The sequence below is a fragment of the Pirellulales bacterium genome, from assembly GCA_019694435.1.
Classification (GTDB): domain Bacteria; phylum Planctomycetota; class Planctomycetia; order Pirellulales; family JAEUIK01; genus JAIBBZ01.
In genome coordinates this window covers 177765-195962 of the sequence record JAIBBZ010000001.1, presented here as the reverse complement: position 1 = coordinate 195962, position 18198 = coordinate 177765, and the positions used below count along the sequence as shown (strand labels likewise).

Sequence of the window (18198 nt, the reverse complement as noted above, 5' to 3'; positions counted from 1 at the left end):
GCCGGTGTTGGGCGAATTCCTGGAGGAAGTCGCCGAGGCTGCGGGATTTCGTGGCCACGCTGGTCCTTGCTTGCTCGGGCAACGCGAAAAGCGATAGGATGACAAGAGTTGCGTGCAGCAGGGTCGTTCGACCCGGGGCCACGCTCAAAATTCTATCGGTCGAGGAAAGTGCCAGCAATTCGCACACCGCCGGCGTTACAGCGAATCTTCGCGGACCGGCAGGCGAATGGGGTGTTTATGCGCAGGACCGCGGGCGACGTCCGCCGGTGCGCGCGCGGACGGGACACGTTCCGCAGGGGCTGTCAAGTTGTAGCGATTGCGTTGGCCCTGGCGGTTTCGGCCGTACGTACGGCCCAGGCGCAGGCCGACATCGACCCGCAACGGGTACGCGCGGCCATTGCCCGGGGCATGGAATACTTATTGCGCGAACAACTGCGCGACGGATCGTGGAAAGACTGGCCCTCGCAGGAGGGCGGGGTCACCGCGCTGTGCACGTTGGCGCTGCTCAACGGCGGACTACCGCCGAGCGATCCGCGCGTGCAGCGGGCGCTGTCGGTGTTGCGCAAGATCGAAACCGACGGCACCTATGCCGTGGCGCTGCAAACCATGGCGTTTTGCGAGGCGGAGCCGGAGAAGGATCTGCTGCTGATCCGGCGGAACGTGCAATGGCTCGAGTCGAACCAGTTTCGCAACGGGCCCACGGCCGGGTCGTGGTCGTATCCGCAAGGGCCGGGTGACAATTCCAACTCACAGTTCGCCCTCTTGGCGCTCCATGCCGCGGAAGAAGTGGGGGTCGCTGCGAACGACACGACCTGGCGGCTGGCCCAACAGTACTGGTCCAAATGTCAGAACGGGGATGGGTCGTGGGCCTATACGATCGCCGGGGGGGCGGGAACCGGCAGCATGACCTGTGCTGGAATCACTTCGATGGTCATCTGCACCGGACGCCTGGCACAGGGCGACGCGCGGGTCGAGGGGGGGAGGGCCCTGTGTTGCCAGCAGCAGGAGGTGAACGACTCGATCGAGCGGGGGCTGAGCTGGCTGGCACGAAACTTTTCGGTCGAGATCAATCCCGGCGCCGGGGGCCGGAGGCTGTATTACCTGTACGCGCTCGAACGCGTCGGACGGCTGACCGCGCAACGGTTCATCGGCGATCACGATTGGTACCGGGAAGGCGTGGCCGAGATGCTCAAAGAGCAGGACCAGCTTTCGGGCTTTTGGCGCGGCGACCAGGACGGGCCGGAGGTCGTCGCGACGTCGTTCGTGCTGTTGTTCCTGTCGAAGGGGCGCTGGCCGGTGCTCGTGGGCAAGTTGACCCATGGGCCCGAGGGAGACTGGAACCGGCATCGCAACGACATCGCCAACCTGACGCACTACGCGGGACAAAAATGGCGGCAAAAGATGACCTGGCAGGTGGTCCAAGCGCGAACGGCCAAGACGGTCGACCTGCTGCAAGCGCCCGTCTTGTTTTTCAACGGCCGCGAAGCGCCGGTCATTAGCGACGAAGAGGTCGCGCGGCTGCGCGAGTACGTGAACCAAGGTGGGTTCATTTTTGCCGAAGCCTGCTGTGAGGGGGATGCGTTCGACCAGGGATTTCGCGCGCTGGTGCAGCGCCTGTTTCCGGAGCCGGAGCATCAATTGCACCTGTTGCCGCCGGAGCACCCGGTGTGGCGGGCCGAGGAGCCGGTCGATCCGAAATACGTGCGGCCCCTGTGGGGCATCGACGTGGGTTGCCGGACGAGCGTGATTTATTGTCCGGCCGATTTGTCGTGCTACTGGGAACTGAGTCGGCCGGGGCGCGATACGAAGCTGCCGCCGGCGGTGCGCGTCGAGGTTGCGGCGGCCAACGCGCTGGGCATCAACGTGCTCGCTTATGCGACGAACCGGGAACTGAAATCGAAAGATGAGTTGCTGGCCGCGGTGCGCGAACCGGGCGCCGACGATCGCGTGGCCCGCGGCAAGTTGGCCATCGGCAAGTTGAAACACACTGGCGGCTGGAACGTGGCCCCGACGGCGCTGTCGAACCTGGGGCGGGCCCTGGCGCGGGAGCTGAAGATCCGCATCGATTCGGCGCCGCACGAGTTTCCCTTGACCGATCCGCGGATTTACGACTTTCACCTGTTGTTCATGCATGGCCGGAACAGCTTCCGATTCAGCGAGGCCGAGCGCCAGCAGCTACGGGCCTTTGTCGAGCGTGGGGGAACGCTGTTGGCGGACAGCGTGTGCGGCAGCGAAGAGTTCACCCGAGCGTTTCGCCGCGAGATGGAGGCCACGTTTCCAGAAACGCCGCTGGAGCGGGTACCCGCCGGCAATCCGTTGCTGACGAACGAACTGGGCGGCTTCGACCTGAAGCAGGTACAACGGCGCGAGCCACAGGCGGGCGACGGCGCTCTGCGCGGAGTGACCCGTAGCGTCGAGCCCGACTTGGAGGGCATACGGCAGGGCGAACGATACGCGGTGATCTTTTCGCGGTTCGACCTGAGCTGCGCGCTGGAGAAGCACAACTCGGTGGAATGTGCCGGTTACACGCCGGAAGACGCTGCCCGGATCGGGATCAACGTGGTGCTGTACTCGCTGCAGCAGTGAGCACGGGCGGCGCCAAGACGGTTGCTCTGGGCAACCGTTCTGGGCGCCCTTGAAGGGGTGCATTCACCCTGGTGCCGCGCCGCGAATGCCGAACAGGCGTTCGACGAGTTTCAGCAACAGGGGCAGGACGACGAGGTTGCCGATGGAGCCGCCGACCATGGTCAGTCCCATCAAGGCGCCGAAATAGACCAACGGGATAAACTGGCTGAGCATCAGGGCGCTAAAGCCGGAGACGAGGGCCACGGTCGAAAAAATGACCGCACGGCCGACGCGCTGGTGGACCATGGCGAGCGCTTCGTTGACGCCGTAGCCTGAGCGGCGGGCATCGAGATACTCGGTGATGTAGTGCACCGAGGAGTCGACCGAGAGGCCCATCGATACGGCGGCGATCATCGCGGCGCCCATGTTGACGTCGACGCCCAGCCAGCCCATCAGCCCGTTGACGATCATGATCGGCAGGCTGTTGGGAATCATGGCGACCATCGCCACGGGCAGGCTGCGGAAGGCGAACAGCATCATCGCACCGATCATCGAGCTGGCGATCAGAAAGGTGACCCACTGGTCGCGGAGAATGCTGTTGATCAGTTGGGTCAGCAGCACGAAGAACCCGGTGACCTGTGCCTCGGAACCGAACTCCTCGCGGCTGATCCGCAGCACCTCATCGATGAGCTGTTGTTTCTGGGCCGAAGGCTGGCGCTCTTTGGCGCGGAGCATGATCCGCAGGTAATGCTGGGCGCCGGGGCCGGGGTCTTGTCCCCAGAGCACGTTCATGATGGCCGGCATTTGGCCGCGCATCTGGTCCATGAGCATGGGCACCGAGAAGTTGTCGGCCAGGGAACCCAGGTTCAAAGCGTCGATGGCATCGACCACGCTGAACACCTTGGTCAGGCCTTCTTGGGCGAGACCCTGCTCGTCGGGCACCTGCGTCTCGGTGCGTAACCGCTCTTCGAGGCGGCGGACCTTGGCGACGAAGTTCCAGTCGGGCTCGGCAGGTGCCGGCAAGAAGATGTCCCAAACGCCGGCGCCGCCGAGTTCGCGTTCGACGAACTGGTAGGAACGCACCAACGGACTGCTGGCGCGAAAATTCTTGGTGAAATCCGTTTCGACCTGCACCCAGCGCGAGCCGTAGATGGCGGTACCGGCGACCAGGGCCGCGAAAACGCCGATCGTCTTGGGCCAGCGGTTAATGAAATGGATGATCGTACCGAGGCCAAAGTCGAGCCCGCGCTCGCCCCAGGCGCGGCGCGGATCGGCGTCGATCGAACCGAGAATCGACAGGCCCGGAATCATGATGCACATGCTGACGATGGCGATCAGCGAGCCGCAGAGCATCATCACTCCGAAATCGCGGATCGGTCCGACCTTGGCCCAGAGCAGCGAACCGAAGCCGGCCGCGTCGGTCAAGCAGGTCCAGAGAATGGGCAAGGCCAACGTGGCCGCGCAGAAGTAGAGCGAATCGCGCGGGCTGCGGCCGGCATGGCGCTCTTCGCGAAAGCGGATGATGACGTGCACCGTGGCGCTGATGCCGATCACGAAGATGATGGCCCAGAGCATGGAACTGACCATCGTGAGGCGGAAATTGCCGAGGACCAGCAGGGCCTTGGTCGCCAGCAGCGTGAAGACAACCGTGGCCAGCGGCACGATCACCCAGCGGAAGCTGCGAAAGCTGACCAGAATCGTGATCACCAACAGCACGGTCGCCGTGTTGCCGAGCACGACGCTGTCGGTTTCGAGATAACGGAACCCGTCGACGATCATCGCCGGCTCGCCGGTCACGACGCCGCCGGGATAGTCGTCGATCACGGCGCGGAGCTGGTCGACGGTTTCTTCGCGCGAGACCTTGCTGTCGGCTTCGGGTTTGAGTAGGCAGACCAGCGCTGTCGTCTGGCGGTCGGTGCTGACGGTGTAGTTCTCGAACAGCTCGACGAACGACTGGTGCAGGGGTTGCGACTGATCGATGATGTCGGTGCCGAAGGGACTGTTGCTCAGGCTGAGCACGGAACCGACGCCGGGAACGGCGCTGAGCCGCTCGGTAGCTTCGGCGACGCGGGTAATGCCGGCGGGTGTCATCAACTCGGGATCGCGATAGGCGGCCAGCGCGATCTCGTCGTCGGAGAAGATCTCCTTGGCCCGACGGTAGGGAATCAGGACCGGGTCGTCTTCGGCGAACATGTTCTCCATGCTGCGGTCGAAGCGCAGGCGGCTGGCCGGTTCGACGGACAGGACGGCGATGATCACGCCGATGCCGAGCAGGACATTGCGCCAAGCGACGAGGTGGGCGGCAAAACCTTTCACCGCCGGTGAAAGGTCCGAGTGGTCCGAACGTTGCTGCAAGAGACACCGCCTCTACGCCGAGAAACCGCTGCCGGCGCGGCAGAAGGAGCCCGACGCCGGCCGCGGCTCGTCGGCATTGTACAATCGAGCCGCAGACCGCCTAGCGTCCGCCGAAATTGCGACAGCGACGACGCAGAAGGCGGCGGACCGCCTCGTTCAGCCGCCAGGACCACCGCGCACGTGCTTCGAAAGTGTCTGGGAATTCTGTGCCTGGCCTTGGTGCTGCGCGCGGGCGTGCTGGTCGTCGAATTTGGCACACTGGCGGCCGATCCCGACGCGTATCGCGCCTTGGCGGCGAACCTGCGTCAGCATGGTGTGCTGGGCAACGGCGAGCGGCCGACCGCGTTCCGGCCGCCGCTGTATCCGCTGCTGCTGGCGCCGGTGTTGGGCGCAGGCGATCGGGGCATCGCCGGCCTGCACTTCGTGCTGGGCGCAGGCACAGTGATTTTGGCGGGGCTGCTCGCGCGGGCGGCGGGGCGCGGCGAGCTCGCGCCGGCGGCCATGCTGCTCGTGGCGGTCGATCCGATCTTGTTGCGGCAATCGACGGTCGTGATGACCGAGACGCTGGCGGCGTTCTGCGCGGCGCTAGTGTTGGTCGTGGCCACGTTTGCACAGCGCCGCGGGACGATCGGCGCGCTCGCGCTGGGCGCAGCGCTGGGGTTGGCCGTGCTCGCGCGGCCGACGTTCCTGGCTTGGACGGGGTTGGAGATCTTGGCGCTGGGAGCGGCGGCCGTCTTGAGGCCGGCTGCAGTGAGGCCGCCCGCAGCTTGGGTCCGCGCCGGCGCGTGTGTCGTGGGACTGGCGATCGTGCTCGGTCCCTGGGTCGCGCGCAATCGGGCAGCGCTGGGTAGGCCTATCGTGGGGACAACGCACGGCGGTTTTACGCTGCTGTTGGCGAACAACCCGGAGTTCTATGCGCATCTGCGGACGGCACCCTGGGGCGAGGTCTGGGATTCGGCCCGATTCAATGCCGAGGTCACTCCGCGCTTGCGCCGCGCGACCACGCAAGCAGAGCTGGCGAGCGACGAACGGGCCTATCGCATGGCGCGCGAGCACATCGAGCGCGAGCCGGCGATGTTCGCCTGGTCGTGCCTGGTCCGGTTAGGTCGGTTCTGGAGCCCGTTGCCGCATCGTGTCGGCAGCACAGAGTCGCTATCACGCAGGGCGTTGCGCTGGGCAATCGCCGTGTTCTACGCGTTCGAGTTTGCTGCGGCGCTGTACGGGCTTTGGCTATTGCGCGGCGCATGGGCAAGCGAACCCTGGCGCAGCACGCTGCTCCTGGCGCTGGCACTGGCGGCAACGCATGCGGTTTATTGGAGCGATCTGCGGATGCGGGCTCCGTTAACGGTCGGCATCGCCCTGTTGGCGAGCGTTGGCTGGCGGGGCAGTCGCCCAGGCGAAACGGCCCGCGCAACGAGCGATGGCGCAAGCATTTAGCGACACCCGGTCGGCGCTCAAGCCGCCTTGACCGGCCGAATCGAGCGTGACTAGAATCCGCGCGTCCAAATCCCACGTCCCAACGATTTGGCGCATTTCAGGTTGTGACCGCTCGCCGAGGGTTCCCTCAACGCGTGCGAGCGGGCAAGGAAGCCCGTCCTGCTCACCGTTTATCCAACACGCTCAGTGCGTCGGCGCGTGCCTGCGCGCGCGTGGATCGTCGCCATGCTGTGGCTGACGTCGTCGGTCGCGCACGTGCCGCGCGCGTGCGCTCAGATCGAGCTGACGACCGAAGGTCTGGACGGTCCGATCGTGGTGAGCGCCGACACGGCCAATCATTGGCGCCAAGGCGCCTACGACGTGTGGCTGCTGCGCGGGCACTGCCTGGTGCAGCAGGATCTAACCTACGCGCGCAGCCAAGAAGCGGTGATCTGGGTCGAACAGGCAGCGCCCGATTCGCCCGAGCTGAGCCGGGCGATCGTCTACCTGGAAGGCGACGTGCAGATCGAGCAGAACGTCGACGGCCAGGCGACGCGCATCGTCGAGCGGAGCTGGTTCGGGCGCTTTTCGTCGGTGTCGCCGATCGAGGTGCGCGTCGCGAACCCCGGGCCCGAGCCGAAAACCAAGCCGGCGGTGTGGCACGCCGCGATGGCCAAGCGCGATCCGTACGCGCGCGACGCGCTGCAACAGGCGCAATTCGCGCAGTTCGATGGCGGCGCTGTGCAAAACGACCCGCTGCCGCCCGGCACGCGCCGGTTGCGGGCCTATCCGCGCAGCAGCAGTGTGCCGGTCAACGCGCGCTATTTCCCGAGTGCCGATGGCAGCGAGTGGATCGTGACGGTCGACTCGGGCATCAACCTGATCATCGATGGAATCGACGAACTCGGCTCGGTCGATATCACGACCGACCGGATTGTGATCTGGACGCGCGGTCTCGATCAGCCCGACCTGCAGGGACAAGTGGCGCAATCGGGCAACACTCCGCTCGAGATCTACATGGAAGGCAACATCGTCTTCCGGCAAGGGGAACGGGTCGTCTATGCCGAGCGCATGTACTACGACGCCACGAACCAACGCGGGACGGTGCTGGGGGCCGAAGTCTTGACGCCGGTGCCGGAGTATCTGGGGCTGTTGCGGCTGAAGGCCAACGTGCTGCAACAGGTCAACCGCGACCAGTTCTACGCGCAGGACGGCTTCATCACCTCGAGCCGCATCGGGCAACCAGGCTATCGACTGCAGTCGGGCCAGGTGTTCTTCGAAGATCATCAACGGCCGGTGATTGATCCCTACACGGGTGGACCGGCGATCGATCCGCAAACCAACGAGCCGGTCATCACGCACGATCGCCTGGCGACGGCGCGGAACAACCTGGTCTACCTGGGGCCGGTGCCGGTCTTCTACTGGCCGACGTTTGCCACCGATCTGACCGATCCGACGCTGTATGTCGACGGGTTCAGCGTGAAGAACGACCAGATCTTCGGCACGCAGGTGCTGGTCGACCTGGACGCCTACGAGGTGCTGGGAATTCGCAATCGGCCTAAGGGCACGAAGTGGGATTTCTCGGTCGACTATCTCAGCAAGCGCGGCCTGGCGGGGGGGACTTCGTTCCGCTACAACCGCGCCGACTCGTTGTTCGGCGTGCCCAGCAGTTATGCGGGCACGTTCGATGTTTGGGGGCTCCACGACAGCGGTCTGGATAATCTGGGTCTGGGGCGGCAGGCACTCGTGCCCGAGTCGCGGACGCGCTATCGCAATTTTCTCCGGCATCGCCAGTTCCTGCCCGACAACTACCGGGTGACGGCCGAGTTGGGACTGATCAGCGACCGCAACTTCCTGGAGTCGTTCTTCGAGAACGAATGGGACAACTCGAAAGACTATACGACCGGCATCGAGCTGAAGCGGCTGCAGGAAAACAGCTCGTGGAGCATCACGGGCGATGGGCGGGTCAACGACTTCTTCACGCAGACGACCCAGGCGCGGGCCGATCATTTCCTGTTGGGCCAGGAACTGTTCTCGGACCGGGTCACCTGGTTCGAGCACACGTTTGGCGGCTACCAGGAGCTGGGCGTCGCCAGCACGCCGAAGGACCCGACCGATGCGGCGCAGTGGCAGTTCCTGCCGTGGGAAGTGCCTTCGCAGGGCGAGCGCTTCTCGACCAAGCACGAGCTGGATCTACCGCTGCCGTTCGGACCGTTCAGGCTGACGCCCTATGTCTTGGGCGCGTTCGACCACTGGGGCGAGGATTTGAACGGCAACCCGCTCGATCGGCTGTATGGCCAGACCGGCCTGCGGGCGAGCATCCCGTTCTGGAAGGTCTATCCGAATGCCGAGAGCGGCCTGTTCAACGTGCACGGCATCGCGCACAAGCTGACATTCGACGCCGACGTGTTCGTGGCCGAATCGTCGGCCGATCTGGACCAGTTGCCGCTCTACGAGCCCGTCGACGACGACAATATCGAGCATTTCCGCAGCCGCTTCGGGATCAACACGTTCGGCGGGGTGACGCCAATTCAATTCGACGAGCGGTTCTATGCGTTGCGCAGTGGGCTGGCGAGCAACGTCACGTCGCCGTCGTCCGAAATTGCCGACGACCTGGCCGCGGCGCGGCTGGGGCTGAACCAGCGCTGGCAAACCAAGCGCGGCTATCCCGGACGGCGGCGGATCATCGATTGGATCGTGCTCGATACCGGCACGACGTTCTACGCCAATCCGGATCGAGACAATTTCGGCGAGGCGGTGGGCCTGACCGATTATGACTTCCGCTGGCACGTCGGCGATCAGTTGACGATGTTGAGCAGCGGTCTGTTCGACTTCTTCGACGACGGGCAAAAGATCATCACCGTGGGCGGGCACTTGATTCGTCCGCCCCGCGGCGGCCTGTCGCTGCAGTTCCGGCACTTCGAGGGGCCGTTCACGAGCAACGCGGTCATCGCGACGTACAGCTACCACATGAGCCCCAAGTGGATTTCCACCATGGGCAGTTTTATCGACATCACGAACAACAACTACGGGCAGATGCTGGGGCTGACGCGGATCGGCGAGTCGCTGTTGTTTACCATCGGCGTGACGAACAACTCGAGCAAGGACATCGTCGGCTTCAACATCTCGATCGAGCCGCGATTCTTGCCGCGGACGCGGACCCTGGGCGCCGGTGGGGCGGCAATTCCCATGGCCGGGTTGTACGGGCTCGAGTAAACGGGAAAGCGGTATGTGCGACCAGGGCCCGGACCGCGAACACTGGCGGCGCAAGTTCGGCCACGCGTTTCGCGGGGTGAAGACGGCGTTCCGTGGGCAGAGCAGTTTCTTCGTGCACTATTTCTTTGCCGCGGCCGTCGTGGCGGCGGCCGTGGTGCTGCAGGTCTCGCTGGTCGAGGCGAGCGTGTTGCTGTTGTGCATTGCGGGAGTGCTGGTGGCCGAGATGTTCAACACGGCGCTGGAGCACCTGGCCAAGGCGGTGACCGAGGAATATCACCCGGCCGTCAAGGCGGCGCTCGACGTGGGGAGCGGCGGCGTGCTGATGGCCGCCGTCGGGGCCGTGCTAGTGGGCCTGCTGATCTTCGGCCCGCGGCTGCTGGCGCTGCTGTGGTGAGCGTGGCCGTCGCCCGCACCGCGGATCACAGCTTGCCCAGGATCTCTTTCCAGCGCTTCCAGGCGGCCGCTCGGCCGGCCTGGTTTTCGGCGCTGGCGTCGGGTGCGGCGCCGGCGCGCATGAAACCGTGGCCGGCGCCGGCGTATTGAACCGGTACGTAAGTCTTGCCCGCCTGTTTCATCAGCTCGGTCGATTGCGGAATCGTGGCATTCACACGGGCATCGTTGCCGCCGTAGAAGCCATACACCGGACAGGTGATCTTCTTGATCTGGGCCGGGTCTTCGGGCCCGTTGCCGTAAAAGACGAACGCGGCGGCGATCGAATCGTTGTTCGTGGCGAAACGGAACGACTCGCGTCCACCCCAGCAGAAGCCGCACACGGCAACCTTGCCATTGGCGGCCGGAAGCTTGCGCAGGTACTCGACCGCCGCGTTCAAGTCGGCCGTGATCTGGTCGGGCGGCAGCGACGAGATGGCGCGGCGGACGGCATCGCCGCTGCCCAATTCCTTGGTGCCTCCGCCGCCGGGGGCGGTACCGGACAATAAATCGGGAGCCAGCGCGATGTAGCCGGCCTCGGCGAGCTCGTCGGCCAGGCTGCGGACCCAATCGCTGAGGCCGAAGATCTCGTGAATGACCAGCACGGCCGTGGCCTTGTCGGCCACTTCAGGGAACACGATGAAGCTGTCGACCTTGCGGTCGCCGTGCTCGACCGTGACCCATTCGAGGTGGCGGGGCGAGTTCTCGAGCCGGGCCTTGGCCCAGTCTTGCGCGTCGAGCGCGCGGGGGACGAGCAGCGAGCAGATGGCCAGTGCGAGGATGCGAGGGACGCGCATGACGAAGACTCCCGATAAGACGTGGCAAGATTGTGCCCAGGATATCGCCGGCGCGGCATCGCGGCGAGCCAGGGCGTGGCCCCGTCTCTGCGGCCCAGTCTGCGCGGTAGCGCAGCGGGCCATACAAAAAACAGCAACGCGGGCCGAATCGGGTTGACGATCGGGCCCGCGTTGCGGGGAAGGACAAGATAAGGTTGCTCGCGGGTTTCCTTCCCGGCGTCCGTGTCGCGAGCAACCCCGAAAGAGCGGAGCGACCGCGTGCGGGGCCGATCCGGCGACCGTCGCAGACCACGCGCGACGGCCGCCCCCGGACCTGGCCCGGTCACCCGATCACGAACATCCCATGCTGTTGCCACAGTTGTGGCACAGGTAGCAATTTCCGTTGCGGACGGTGATCGAACCGCAGTTGTCGCAAGTCGGGGCATCGGTCTGGAAGCGAGCGAATTGCTCGCTGCGCAGGGTGCCCTGCTTGAGCGGTCCGACGCCGGCCCGTTCGAGCATTGCCAGGTTGTCCTCCTTGCCGCTCAGATACGCCGTAGGCTTGACCACGGCGAGGGGCTCGCCGTGATGGCCGTTGGTGCCGTTGGACGCGGCCGTAGCAGCCTTGCCGGTCGACGTGCCAGCCGAACTTCCTTGCGCCGAGACCTGCCCACCGGCCGTCTTGGCGGCGGGCGAACTCTCGTTTTCCGTGTCCTCCTGCTTGGCCGCCGTGGCCGAACCTCCTCCGGCCGACTCGGCCGGGTAGTTGCCCTGCTGCGCTTCGCGGTAGCCGGGCAAGAAGGTGTTGGCCAACCAGCGGAAGATGTAGTCGACGATGCTCTTGGCGATTGGCACATCCGGGTTGCTGGTGTAGCCCATCGGCTCGAAACGCGTGTGCGAGAACTTGTTCACATACACCTCGAGCGGCACGCCGTACTGCAGACTCATCGACACGGCTGTGCCGAAGCAGTCCATCAGGCCGCCGATCGTGCTGCCTTCCTTGGCCATGGTGATGAACAGCTCGCCGGGGCGGCCGTCGTCGTACAGGCCGACGGTGATGTAGCCCTCGTGGCCGCCGACGCGGAATTTGTGCGTCAGCGAACGACGGGTGTCGGGCAGCCGCTCGCGCCGCGGGGCGGCGGTCAGCTTGGCGGCCGCCTTGTCGGTTTCGCTCGACGTCGACAGCGGCTGGCTTTCCTTCGAGCCGTCGCGATAGACGGCCAGGGCCTTGAGCCCCAACCGCCAGCCTTCGAGATACGCCTCGGCAATATCGGCCGGGGTCGTGTCGCGCGGCATGTTGACCGTCTTCGAGATGGCACCCGAGAGGAACGGCTGCGCGGCGGCCATCATCTTGATGTGCGCTTGCCAGGGGATCGAGCGCTTGCCGTTGCGCGGCTCGAAGGCACAGTCGAACACGCCGAGATGCTCAGCGGCCAGACCCGAGGCGCCTTCGACCGTCTCGTGCTTGTCGATATAGGCCAGGATGCCCTCGATCGCTGGTTCGTCGTAACCGAGCGTCCGCAGGCCCAGGGGCACGGTCTGGTTGACGATCTTGAGCATGCCGCCGCCGGCCAGTTGCTTGTACTTGACCAGGGCGATATCGGGCTCGATGCCGGTCGTGTCGCAGTCCATCAAGAAGCTGATCGTGCCCGTCGGGGCGAGGACCGTGGCCTGGGCATTGCGGAATCCGAACCGTCGGCCGAAGGCCAGCACCTCGTCCCACAGTTCGCGGGCGGCTTGCCGGAGATACGCGGGGCAAGCTTCGTCGATCTTGTCGACCGCGTCGCGATGCATTTGCATGACGTTGAGCATCGGCTTGCGATTGTCGGCAAAGCCTTCGAACGGTCCGACGGCGGCAGCCATCTCGGCGCTGCAGAGGTTGCCGGCGCCGTGCAACAAGGCCGTCAGGGCCCCGCACCAGCCGCGTGCGGCGGGCGAATCGTACGGCAGGCCGGCCGCCATCAGCAGGCTGCCCAGGTTCGAGTAGCCCAACCCCAGCGGGCGGAAGCGATGGCTGTTCTCGGCGATCCGCGCCGTCGGATAACTGGCGTGGTCGACCAGGATTTCCTGGGCCAGGAAGAACAACCGACAGGCCGCCTGGAACCGTTCGACGGCGAACGTGCCGTCGGGCCGGCGAAACTTCATCAGGTTGATGCTGGACAGGTTGCAGGCCGTGTCGTCGAGGAACATGTACTCCGAGCACGGATTCGAGGCATTGATCCGCCCCGAGTTCGGGCACGTGTGCCAGCGGTTAATCGTCGTGTCGTATTGCACGCCCGGGTCGCCGCAGTACCAGGCGCCTTCGGCCATTTTGGCCAGCAGCTCGCGAGCCTGGTGCGTCGGTCCGTTGCGCGTGGGGTCGGTGACCCAGTGGGTGGTCCAGGGCTTGTCCTGAACCACGGCCTGCATGAATTCGTCGGTCACGCGGACCGAGAGATTGGCATTCTGGAATAGGATCGAGCCGTAGGCCTCGCCGTTGAAGTTGGCGTCGTAGCCGGCGCCGATGAGGATCCGGGCCTTGCGCTCTTCCTTGGCCTTCGATTCGATGAAGTCGAGAATGTCGGGGTGCCAGATCTTGAGCGACTGCATCTTGGCGGCGCGCCGGGTCTTGCCGCCGCTTTTCACGACCGCCGCGATCTGGTCGTAGACCCGCATGAACGACAGGGGGCCCGACGGCTTGCCGCCGCCGCTGAGTTTTTCCCGGCACGACCGCAAGGTCGACAAATCGGTGCCGGTGCCGGAGCCGAACTTGAACAACATGGCCTCGCTGCGGGCGAGCTCCATGATGTCTTCCATGTTGTCCTGAACGCTCTGGATGAAGCAGGCCGAGGCTTGCGGGTATTCGTAGGGGTTCTCGGGCTTGCGGACCGTTTGTGCGGTGGCGTCCCAGTGCCAGTTGCACTGCGCGCCGCGGACGGAGTATTGGTGCCAGAGACCGACGTTGAACCAGACCGGCGAATTGAAGGCACCGTGCTGGTGCAGGCAGAGCCAGGTGAGCTCGCGGTAGAAACGCTCGCCGTCGTCGGGCGTGGCGAAATAGCCGTCTTGAACGCCCCAGTCGGCAATCGTGCGGGTGACGCGGTGGATCAACTGGCGGACGCTACGCTCGCGCTGCGGCGTGCCGACTTCGCCATAGAAGTATTTGCTGACCACGACGTTGGTGGCCAACTGGGTCCAGAAGGCGGGTACCTCGCAGTCGGTTTGCTCGAACAACACCTCGCCCGATTCGCCGCGGATGGCGGCGGTGCGCTGGTCCCAGGCGACGGTCTCGAACGGGTCGGCGACTTCGACCGGACAAAAGACCGATTCGATCACCAAGCCGCGCCCGAGGCGACGATCTGCCTTGGCGAGGGAGGAGTCAGCAGCCATAGCGACTCGTTCTCCTGCAAACCCGACTCCGGTATCGGCCATCATTCGACCTCCTTGTGCTGACAAAACGCGTGGGGCATCCGCTGCCAATTAGGATGGATACACGGTCGGTATACGTTAGTATACCACACTCAACCGAGGCTTCGAACCAGTCTTATAGGGCGACGCAGGGGCCAAAAACATGCCCGGCTGTCATTGCCGGTGGCTTGGTCTCGCGAGGTCGCCGAGCGTGCAGAACTGCCGCTTTGGTCCTGGGGTTTAATCGTCCGGAATTGAGCGAGAACACCAATATGTTGTGGCAGATGCCCTGGAAACCACAACATCAGGTGTGGGGAGAATCATACTGCCGAATGTCCCGACGTCAATCAGAATTTCCAAATCGAGTCCTAACCCGGGGCAACAACGGCGCTTATGAGCCGACAGCAGCTAGCTGCGACGCTAGCAAAACCTGAACACAAAATCGATTTTATCGGACCCTGCGTTCAGGGGGCGAGATGCTGTTTCGAGGAGACCTCGCGATCGAGCGGCTCGGCGGGAAGGGCCCGAAACCCGGGATCAACGACCGTGGACGACTCGCCGAGCGAGCGAGCGAAAAAATCGGTCAGGGCGTTGCGAAGCTTGGCCAGTCGCTGCAGGGCCGGATCGGACGAAGCGGGACGCCAGCGCGGGTAGTAGAACGGCTCGTCGCTGAAGTCGGAGTGGCGGCCCGGGGCGAGTTGCAACCGTTCGTGGCGGCCGAAGACGCGGCTCAGCAGACCGTCGATGTCGGATTGGCGCTGGCGCCATTGCTCGACCGATTCGACGCGTGTTTTTTTCCACTCGGCCGGATCGGGAGGGTCGAGACCAGGGGGCAGGTCTTCGATGACCAGCATGGCCGCGCGCGGGGCCGTCGGCGATTCGTCGGGCAGACAAGGGGCGTCGAGGAAGTGGCCGTCGAGGTTGACCGCGGCGACGATGCGGCTGTCGCGACGGGCCGCCTCGACCGCGGCGATGCCCCCCAGCGAATGGCCAAACGCGACACAGCGATCGAGCCGGAGCTGGCCGTTCCACGGGTCCGCAGAGGCGGCCGCAGCGCGAGCCTCGAGCGCGCGCACGACGAACGCGAGATCGGCGGCACGCACGTCGATGCGCCGGCGAAAGAACGCATCGGCCTGAGCGCGGTCTGGCGTTTGCGGCTCGTAGCGATTCGACAGCGGTTCGCGCACCACGCCGTCGGGAAACACCTGGCCAACGCCCTCGTGGGTCGGCTCGACGGCGACGACGACGTAACCGCGACTGGCCAGGTCTTCGAGAAACGTGCGGTAGCAAAAGATGGGTGTGCCCGCGCCGGGCGAGAACAGCACGACGGGCCAGGGAGCCTTAGTCGCCGCCGCGGGGGCGTCGAGCGAACTGTGCGCGGAGAGAAACCGCGGCAGCAAACGCACCAGGTAGCCGTCGGGGCCCTCGAAATTGTGGGCCACGTGGCCGAGCTGGGGAAACCAGGCTGCCCTCGGTCCCGACGAAGCTGCGGGATAGAACACCTCGAGCAGCAGCTCGCGCGAGGTGTGACCGCTCCAGGGATCAGTTCGGGCGGTGTCGGCGACGACCAGCGAGGCTTCGCCGACGGCGTGCGGACCGCTGGGGCCGGGCAGCTCGACGGCCCAGCGCAGCAGGCCATAGACGATCAGCACCGTGGCCAGGAGGAAGAGCGCAATTCGCTTGAGGCGAGCTCGCATGCGCGGACCGGGCGGTTCGGGCGTGGGCGCGTGCGCAACTTGCGACGCTTGCCCCGTGGCCAGGTATTCGCGGCTGGCGCGGCAATCTTTGAGAGGCGTGCGGTGCCGGCAGGGCCACGAACAGGGGACTTCGCGAGGCGAGCGCGCGACGGCCAGACGGCCAAAGCGGCCCCGTTAGCCTGCGGAGACGGCCCTATCAGCCGGCCGAGATGGCTTTGACCCGGACCTTGGAGAAGATCTGCCGGTGGCCATTCTTGCGGCGCATGTTTTTGCGGCGACGGGCCTTCTGGACGACCAGCTTGGGGCCCTGGACGACGCCGACCACCTCGGCGGTCACCTTGGCGCCGGGGACGGCCGGGGTACCGATCTGCGTGGCCTGATCGTTGCCGACCAGCAGCACACGGTCGAAGGCCAGTTCGCTGCCGACGGCGGCGTCGAGGTAATCGATGACCAGTTCCTGGCCTTCCTCGACTTTGATCTGCGTTCCCCGGTCGTCGACGATCGCGTACATGGCCGTACCCAACGGTTTTTGGAGGTGGAGGGACGAGGCCGGCCGCCTGCGGGCAGGCCGCCGACCGGTCTCTGGTGCGAGCCCCATAATCTACCGGACTGCCTCCGGGTCGTCCAGACGGGCGATTCCATGCTGAGCGAGGCGGAAATTGGGGTTATCGCCGGGCCGTGGGGGCCGGTTCGTGGGGGGCGTGGGCGAATTTGACCTCGCGGCCGGTGCCGTCGAGGCATTCCAGGTGGATGTATTCGGGCGAGACGTTTTCGCGGCCGAACACCTGGATGCTCATGCTGCCTTCGTCCTCGAGCCGGGCCAGCTCGCGGCGCTTGCGATTGTTGAGGTAGGTGGCCACCTCTTCGGAGACGGTCACGGCCAAGCGCTCGATGTCCTCCTGGTGCGAAGCGAGCATCAGCAGGCGGACGACCTCGATGGCCATGCTCTCGGCCGTCTTGACGACGCCGGTGCCCAGGCATTCGGGGCATTCCTTGTAGACGCTGCGCTTGAGGCTCGGGCGGATCCGCTGCCGGGTCATCTCGATCAGCCCGAAGGGGCTGGTGCGGAGGATCTTGGTACGGGCCCGATCGCGGCGGACGGCCTCGCGCAGGGCGCGCTCGACGCCGCGACGGTGGCGTTCTTTGCGCATGTCGATGAAGTCGTTGACGATCACGCCGCCGAGATCGCGCAAGCGCAGTTGGCGGGCGATTTCGCGAGCGGCCAGGAGGTTCATTTGATAGGCGGTTTCCTCGGCCGAATCATCGGCGCGGAAGTTGCCGCTGTTGACGTCGATGGCGACGAGGGCCTCGGTCTGATCGATGACGATCGAGCCGCCTTGCTGCAACGGCACCTTGCGTTGCTGGATGCGGGCGATTTCATCCTCGATGCCGTACTTGTGGAACAACGGCTCGCGGCCTTCGTAGAGCTGTAGACGGTTGACGTAGCGCGGCATGACGATCTGCAGGAACTCCTTGGCCCGTTCGTAGGCCGTGGGCTCGTCGATGTAGATCGAGTCGACGTCCGAGGTGAAGACGTCGCGGATCGTGCGGATGATCATGTCGCTTTCTTCGTAGATGTCGATCGGCGCGGGATATTTCCGCACGCGGCGCACGATCACCTTCCAAAGCCGCAGCAGGTAGGCCAAATCGCGGGAAAGCTCTTTCTTGGTCCGGTCGATGCCGGCGGTGCGGACGATGAAGCCGAGGCCCTTGGGCGGGTTGAGTTCGAGCATCGTGTCGCGCAGCTTGCGGCGGACGTCGTCGTCTTCGATCTTGCGCGAGACGCCGACGCGGCCGAGGGCCGGCATCAACACCAGGTAACGGCCTGGGATGCTGATGTAGGTCGAGAGCGTGGGGCCCTTGGTGCCGATGCCCTCCTTGATGACCTGGACGAGGACCTCGTCGCCGCGGCGGAGGATGTTCTGGATGGGCGGCTTGACGCGGGGACGCAGCCCGGGGCGCATGCGGCGCTGGCGGTTGCGGGCCGGGGGTTCGCCGTCGAGGTCGTCGTCGAGCAGGTCGACGTCGGCGCCATGTTCGTCGGGGGCAACGCGGCCGCCGCCATTGCGCGAGCCGGGGGCTTCGAGCGGGGTGTGGGGATCGTAGCCGCCTTGGCGGAAGTACTGCGGCTCGATATCGCTGATGTGCAAGAAGCCGTTGCGGCCGACGCCAAAGTCGACGAAGGCGGCCTGAATGCTGGGTTCGAGATTGACGACGCGGCCTTTGTAGATGTTGCCGACGTAGTTGTCGGCGCTGGCGCGTTCGATGTAGAGCTCTTCGAGCAGTCCATCTTCGACGATCGCGATCCGGCATTCTTCCGGCTGCGATACGTTGATCAACATTTCCTGCTTCATGGA

Annotated in this window: 10 protein-coding genes; 4 read left to right on the top strand and 6 right to left on the bottom strand. The window is 65.2% G+C overall.

Annotated elements, in window-relative coordinates; all coding sequences use genetic code 11:
* The first annotated feature begins 321 nt into the window (after positions 1-321).
* Entirely contained in the window at positions 322-2586 is a 2265-nt protein-coding gene (locus K1X74_00770; GenBank protein MBX7164853.1) for a DUF4159 domain-containing protein, read from the top strand.
* Positions 2587-2649: 63 nt separating this feature from the next.
* Here the strand turns inward: K1X74_00770 and K1X74_00765 are convergent, their stop codons facing one another.
* Positions 2650-4920, bottom strand: coding sequence for an MMPL family transporter (locus tag K1X74_00765; protein MBX7164852.1), 2271 nt, complete (start codon positions 4918-4920; stop codon positions 2650-2652).
* 180 nt (positions 4921-5100) lie between these two features.
* Between K1X74_00765 and K1X74_00760 the strand changes: the two genes are divergently transcribed.
* The 3 genes from K1X74_00760 (at position 5101) to K1X74_00750 (ending at position 9946) form a co-directional block, all read left to right on the top strand.
* Positions 5101-6357 carry a phospholipid carrier-dependent glycosyltransferase gene (locus K1X74_00760; GenBank protein ID MBX7164851.1) on the top strand — a complete coding sequence of 419 codons (1257 nt, stop codon included), beginning with the start codon at positions 5101-5103 and terminating at the stop codon, positions 6355-6357.
* A gap of 225 nt (positions 6358-6582) precedes the next feature.
* Positions 6583-9552: an organic solvent tolerance protein OstA gene (locus K1X74_00755; protein MBX7164850.1), complete on the top strand. Its 2970-nt coding sequence runs from the start codon at positions 6583-6585 to the stop codon at positions 9550-9552.
* A 13-nt stretch (positions 9553-9565) separates the two neighbouring features.
* Positions 9566-9946: a diacylglycerol kinase family protein gene (locus tag K1X74_00750; protein MBX7164849.1), complete on the top strand. Its 381-nt coding sequence runs from the start codon at positions 9566-9568 to the stop codon at positions 9944-9946.
* 25 nt (positions 9947-9971) lie between these two features.
* On the opposite strand, the gene K1X74_00745 is transcribed toward K1X74_00750, so the two are convergent.
* From K1X74_00745 to K1X74_00725, 5 genes are all read right to left on the bottom strand, one after another.
* Positions 9972-10778, bottom strand: a complete 807-nt coding sequence (locus K1X74_00745; protein MBX7164848.1) for a dienelactone hydrolase family protein — start codon at positions 10776-10778, stop codon at positions 9972-9974.
* A 330-nt stretch (positions 10779-11108) separates the two neighbouring features.
* Positions 11109-14171, bottom strand: a complete 3063-nt coding sequence (locus K1X74_00740) for a vitamin B12-dependent ribonucleotide reductase (GenBank protein ID MBX7164847.1) — start codon at positions 14169-14171, stop codon at positions 11109-11111.
* 437 nt (positions 14172-14608) lie between these two features.
* Positions 14609-15841 carry an alpha/beta fold hydrolase gene (locus K1X74_00735; protein ID MBX7164846.1) on the bottom strand — a complete coding sequence of 411 codons (1233 nt, stop codon included), beginning with the start codon at positions 15839-15841 and terminating at the stop codon, positions 14609-14611.
* A 196-nt stretch (positions 15842-16037) separates the two neighbouring features.
* Positions 16038-16352, bottom strand: coding sequence for a 50S ribosomal protein L21 (gene rplU / locus K1X74_00730; protein MBX7164845.1), 315 nt, complete (start codon positions 16350-16352; stop codon positions 16038-16040).
* A gap of 154 nt (positions 16353-16506) precedes the next feature.
* Positions 16507-18195, bottom strand: a complete 1689-nt coding sequence (locus K1X74_00725; protein ID MBX7164844.1) for an Rne/Rng family ribonuclease — start codon at positions 18193-18195, stop codon at positions 16507-16509.
* Between the last annotated feature and the right edge of the window lie 3 nt (positions 18196-18198).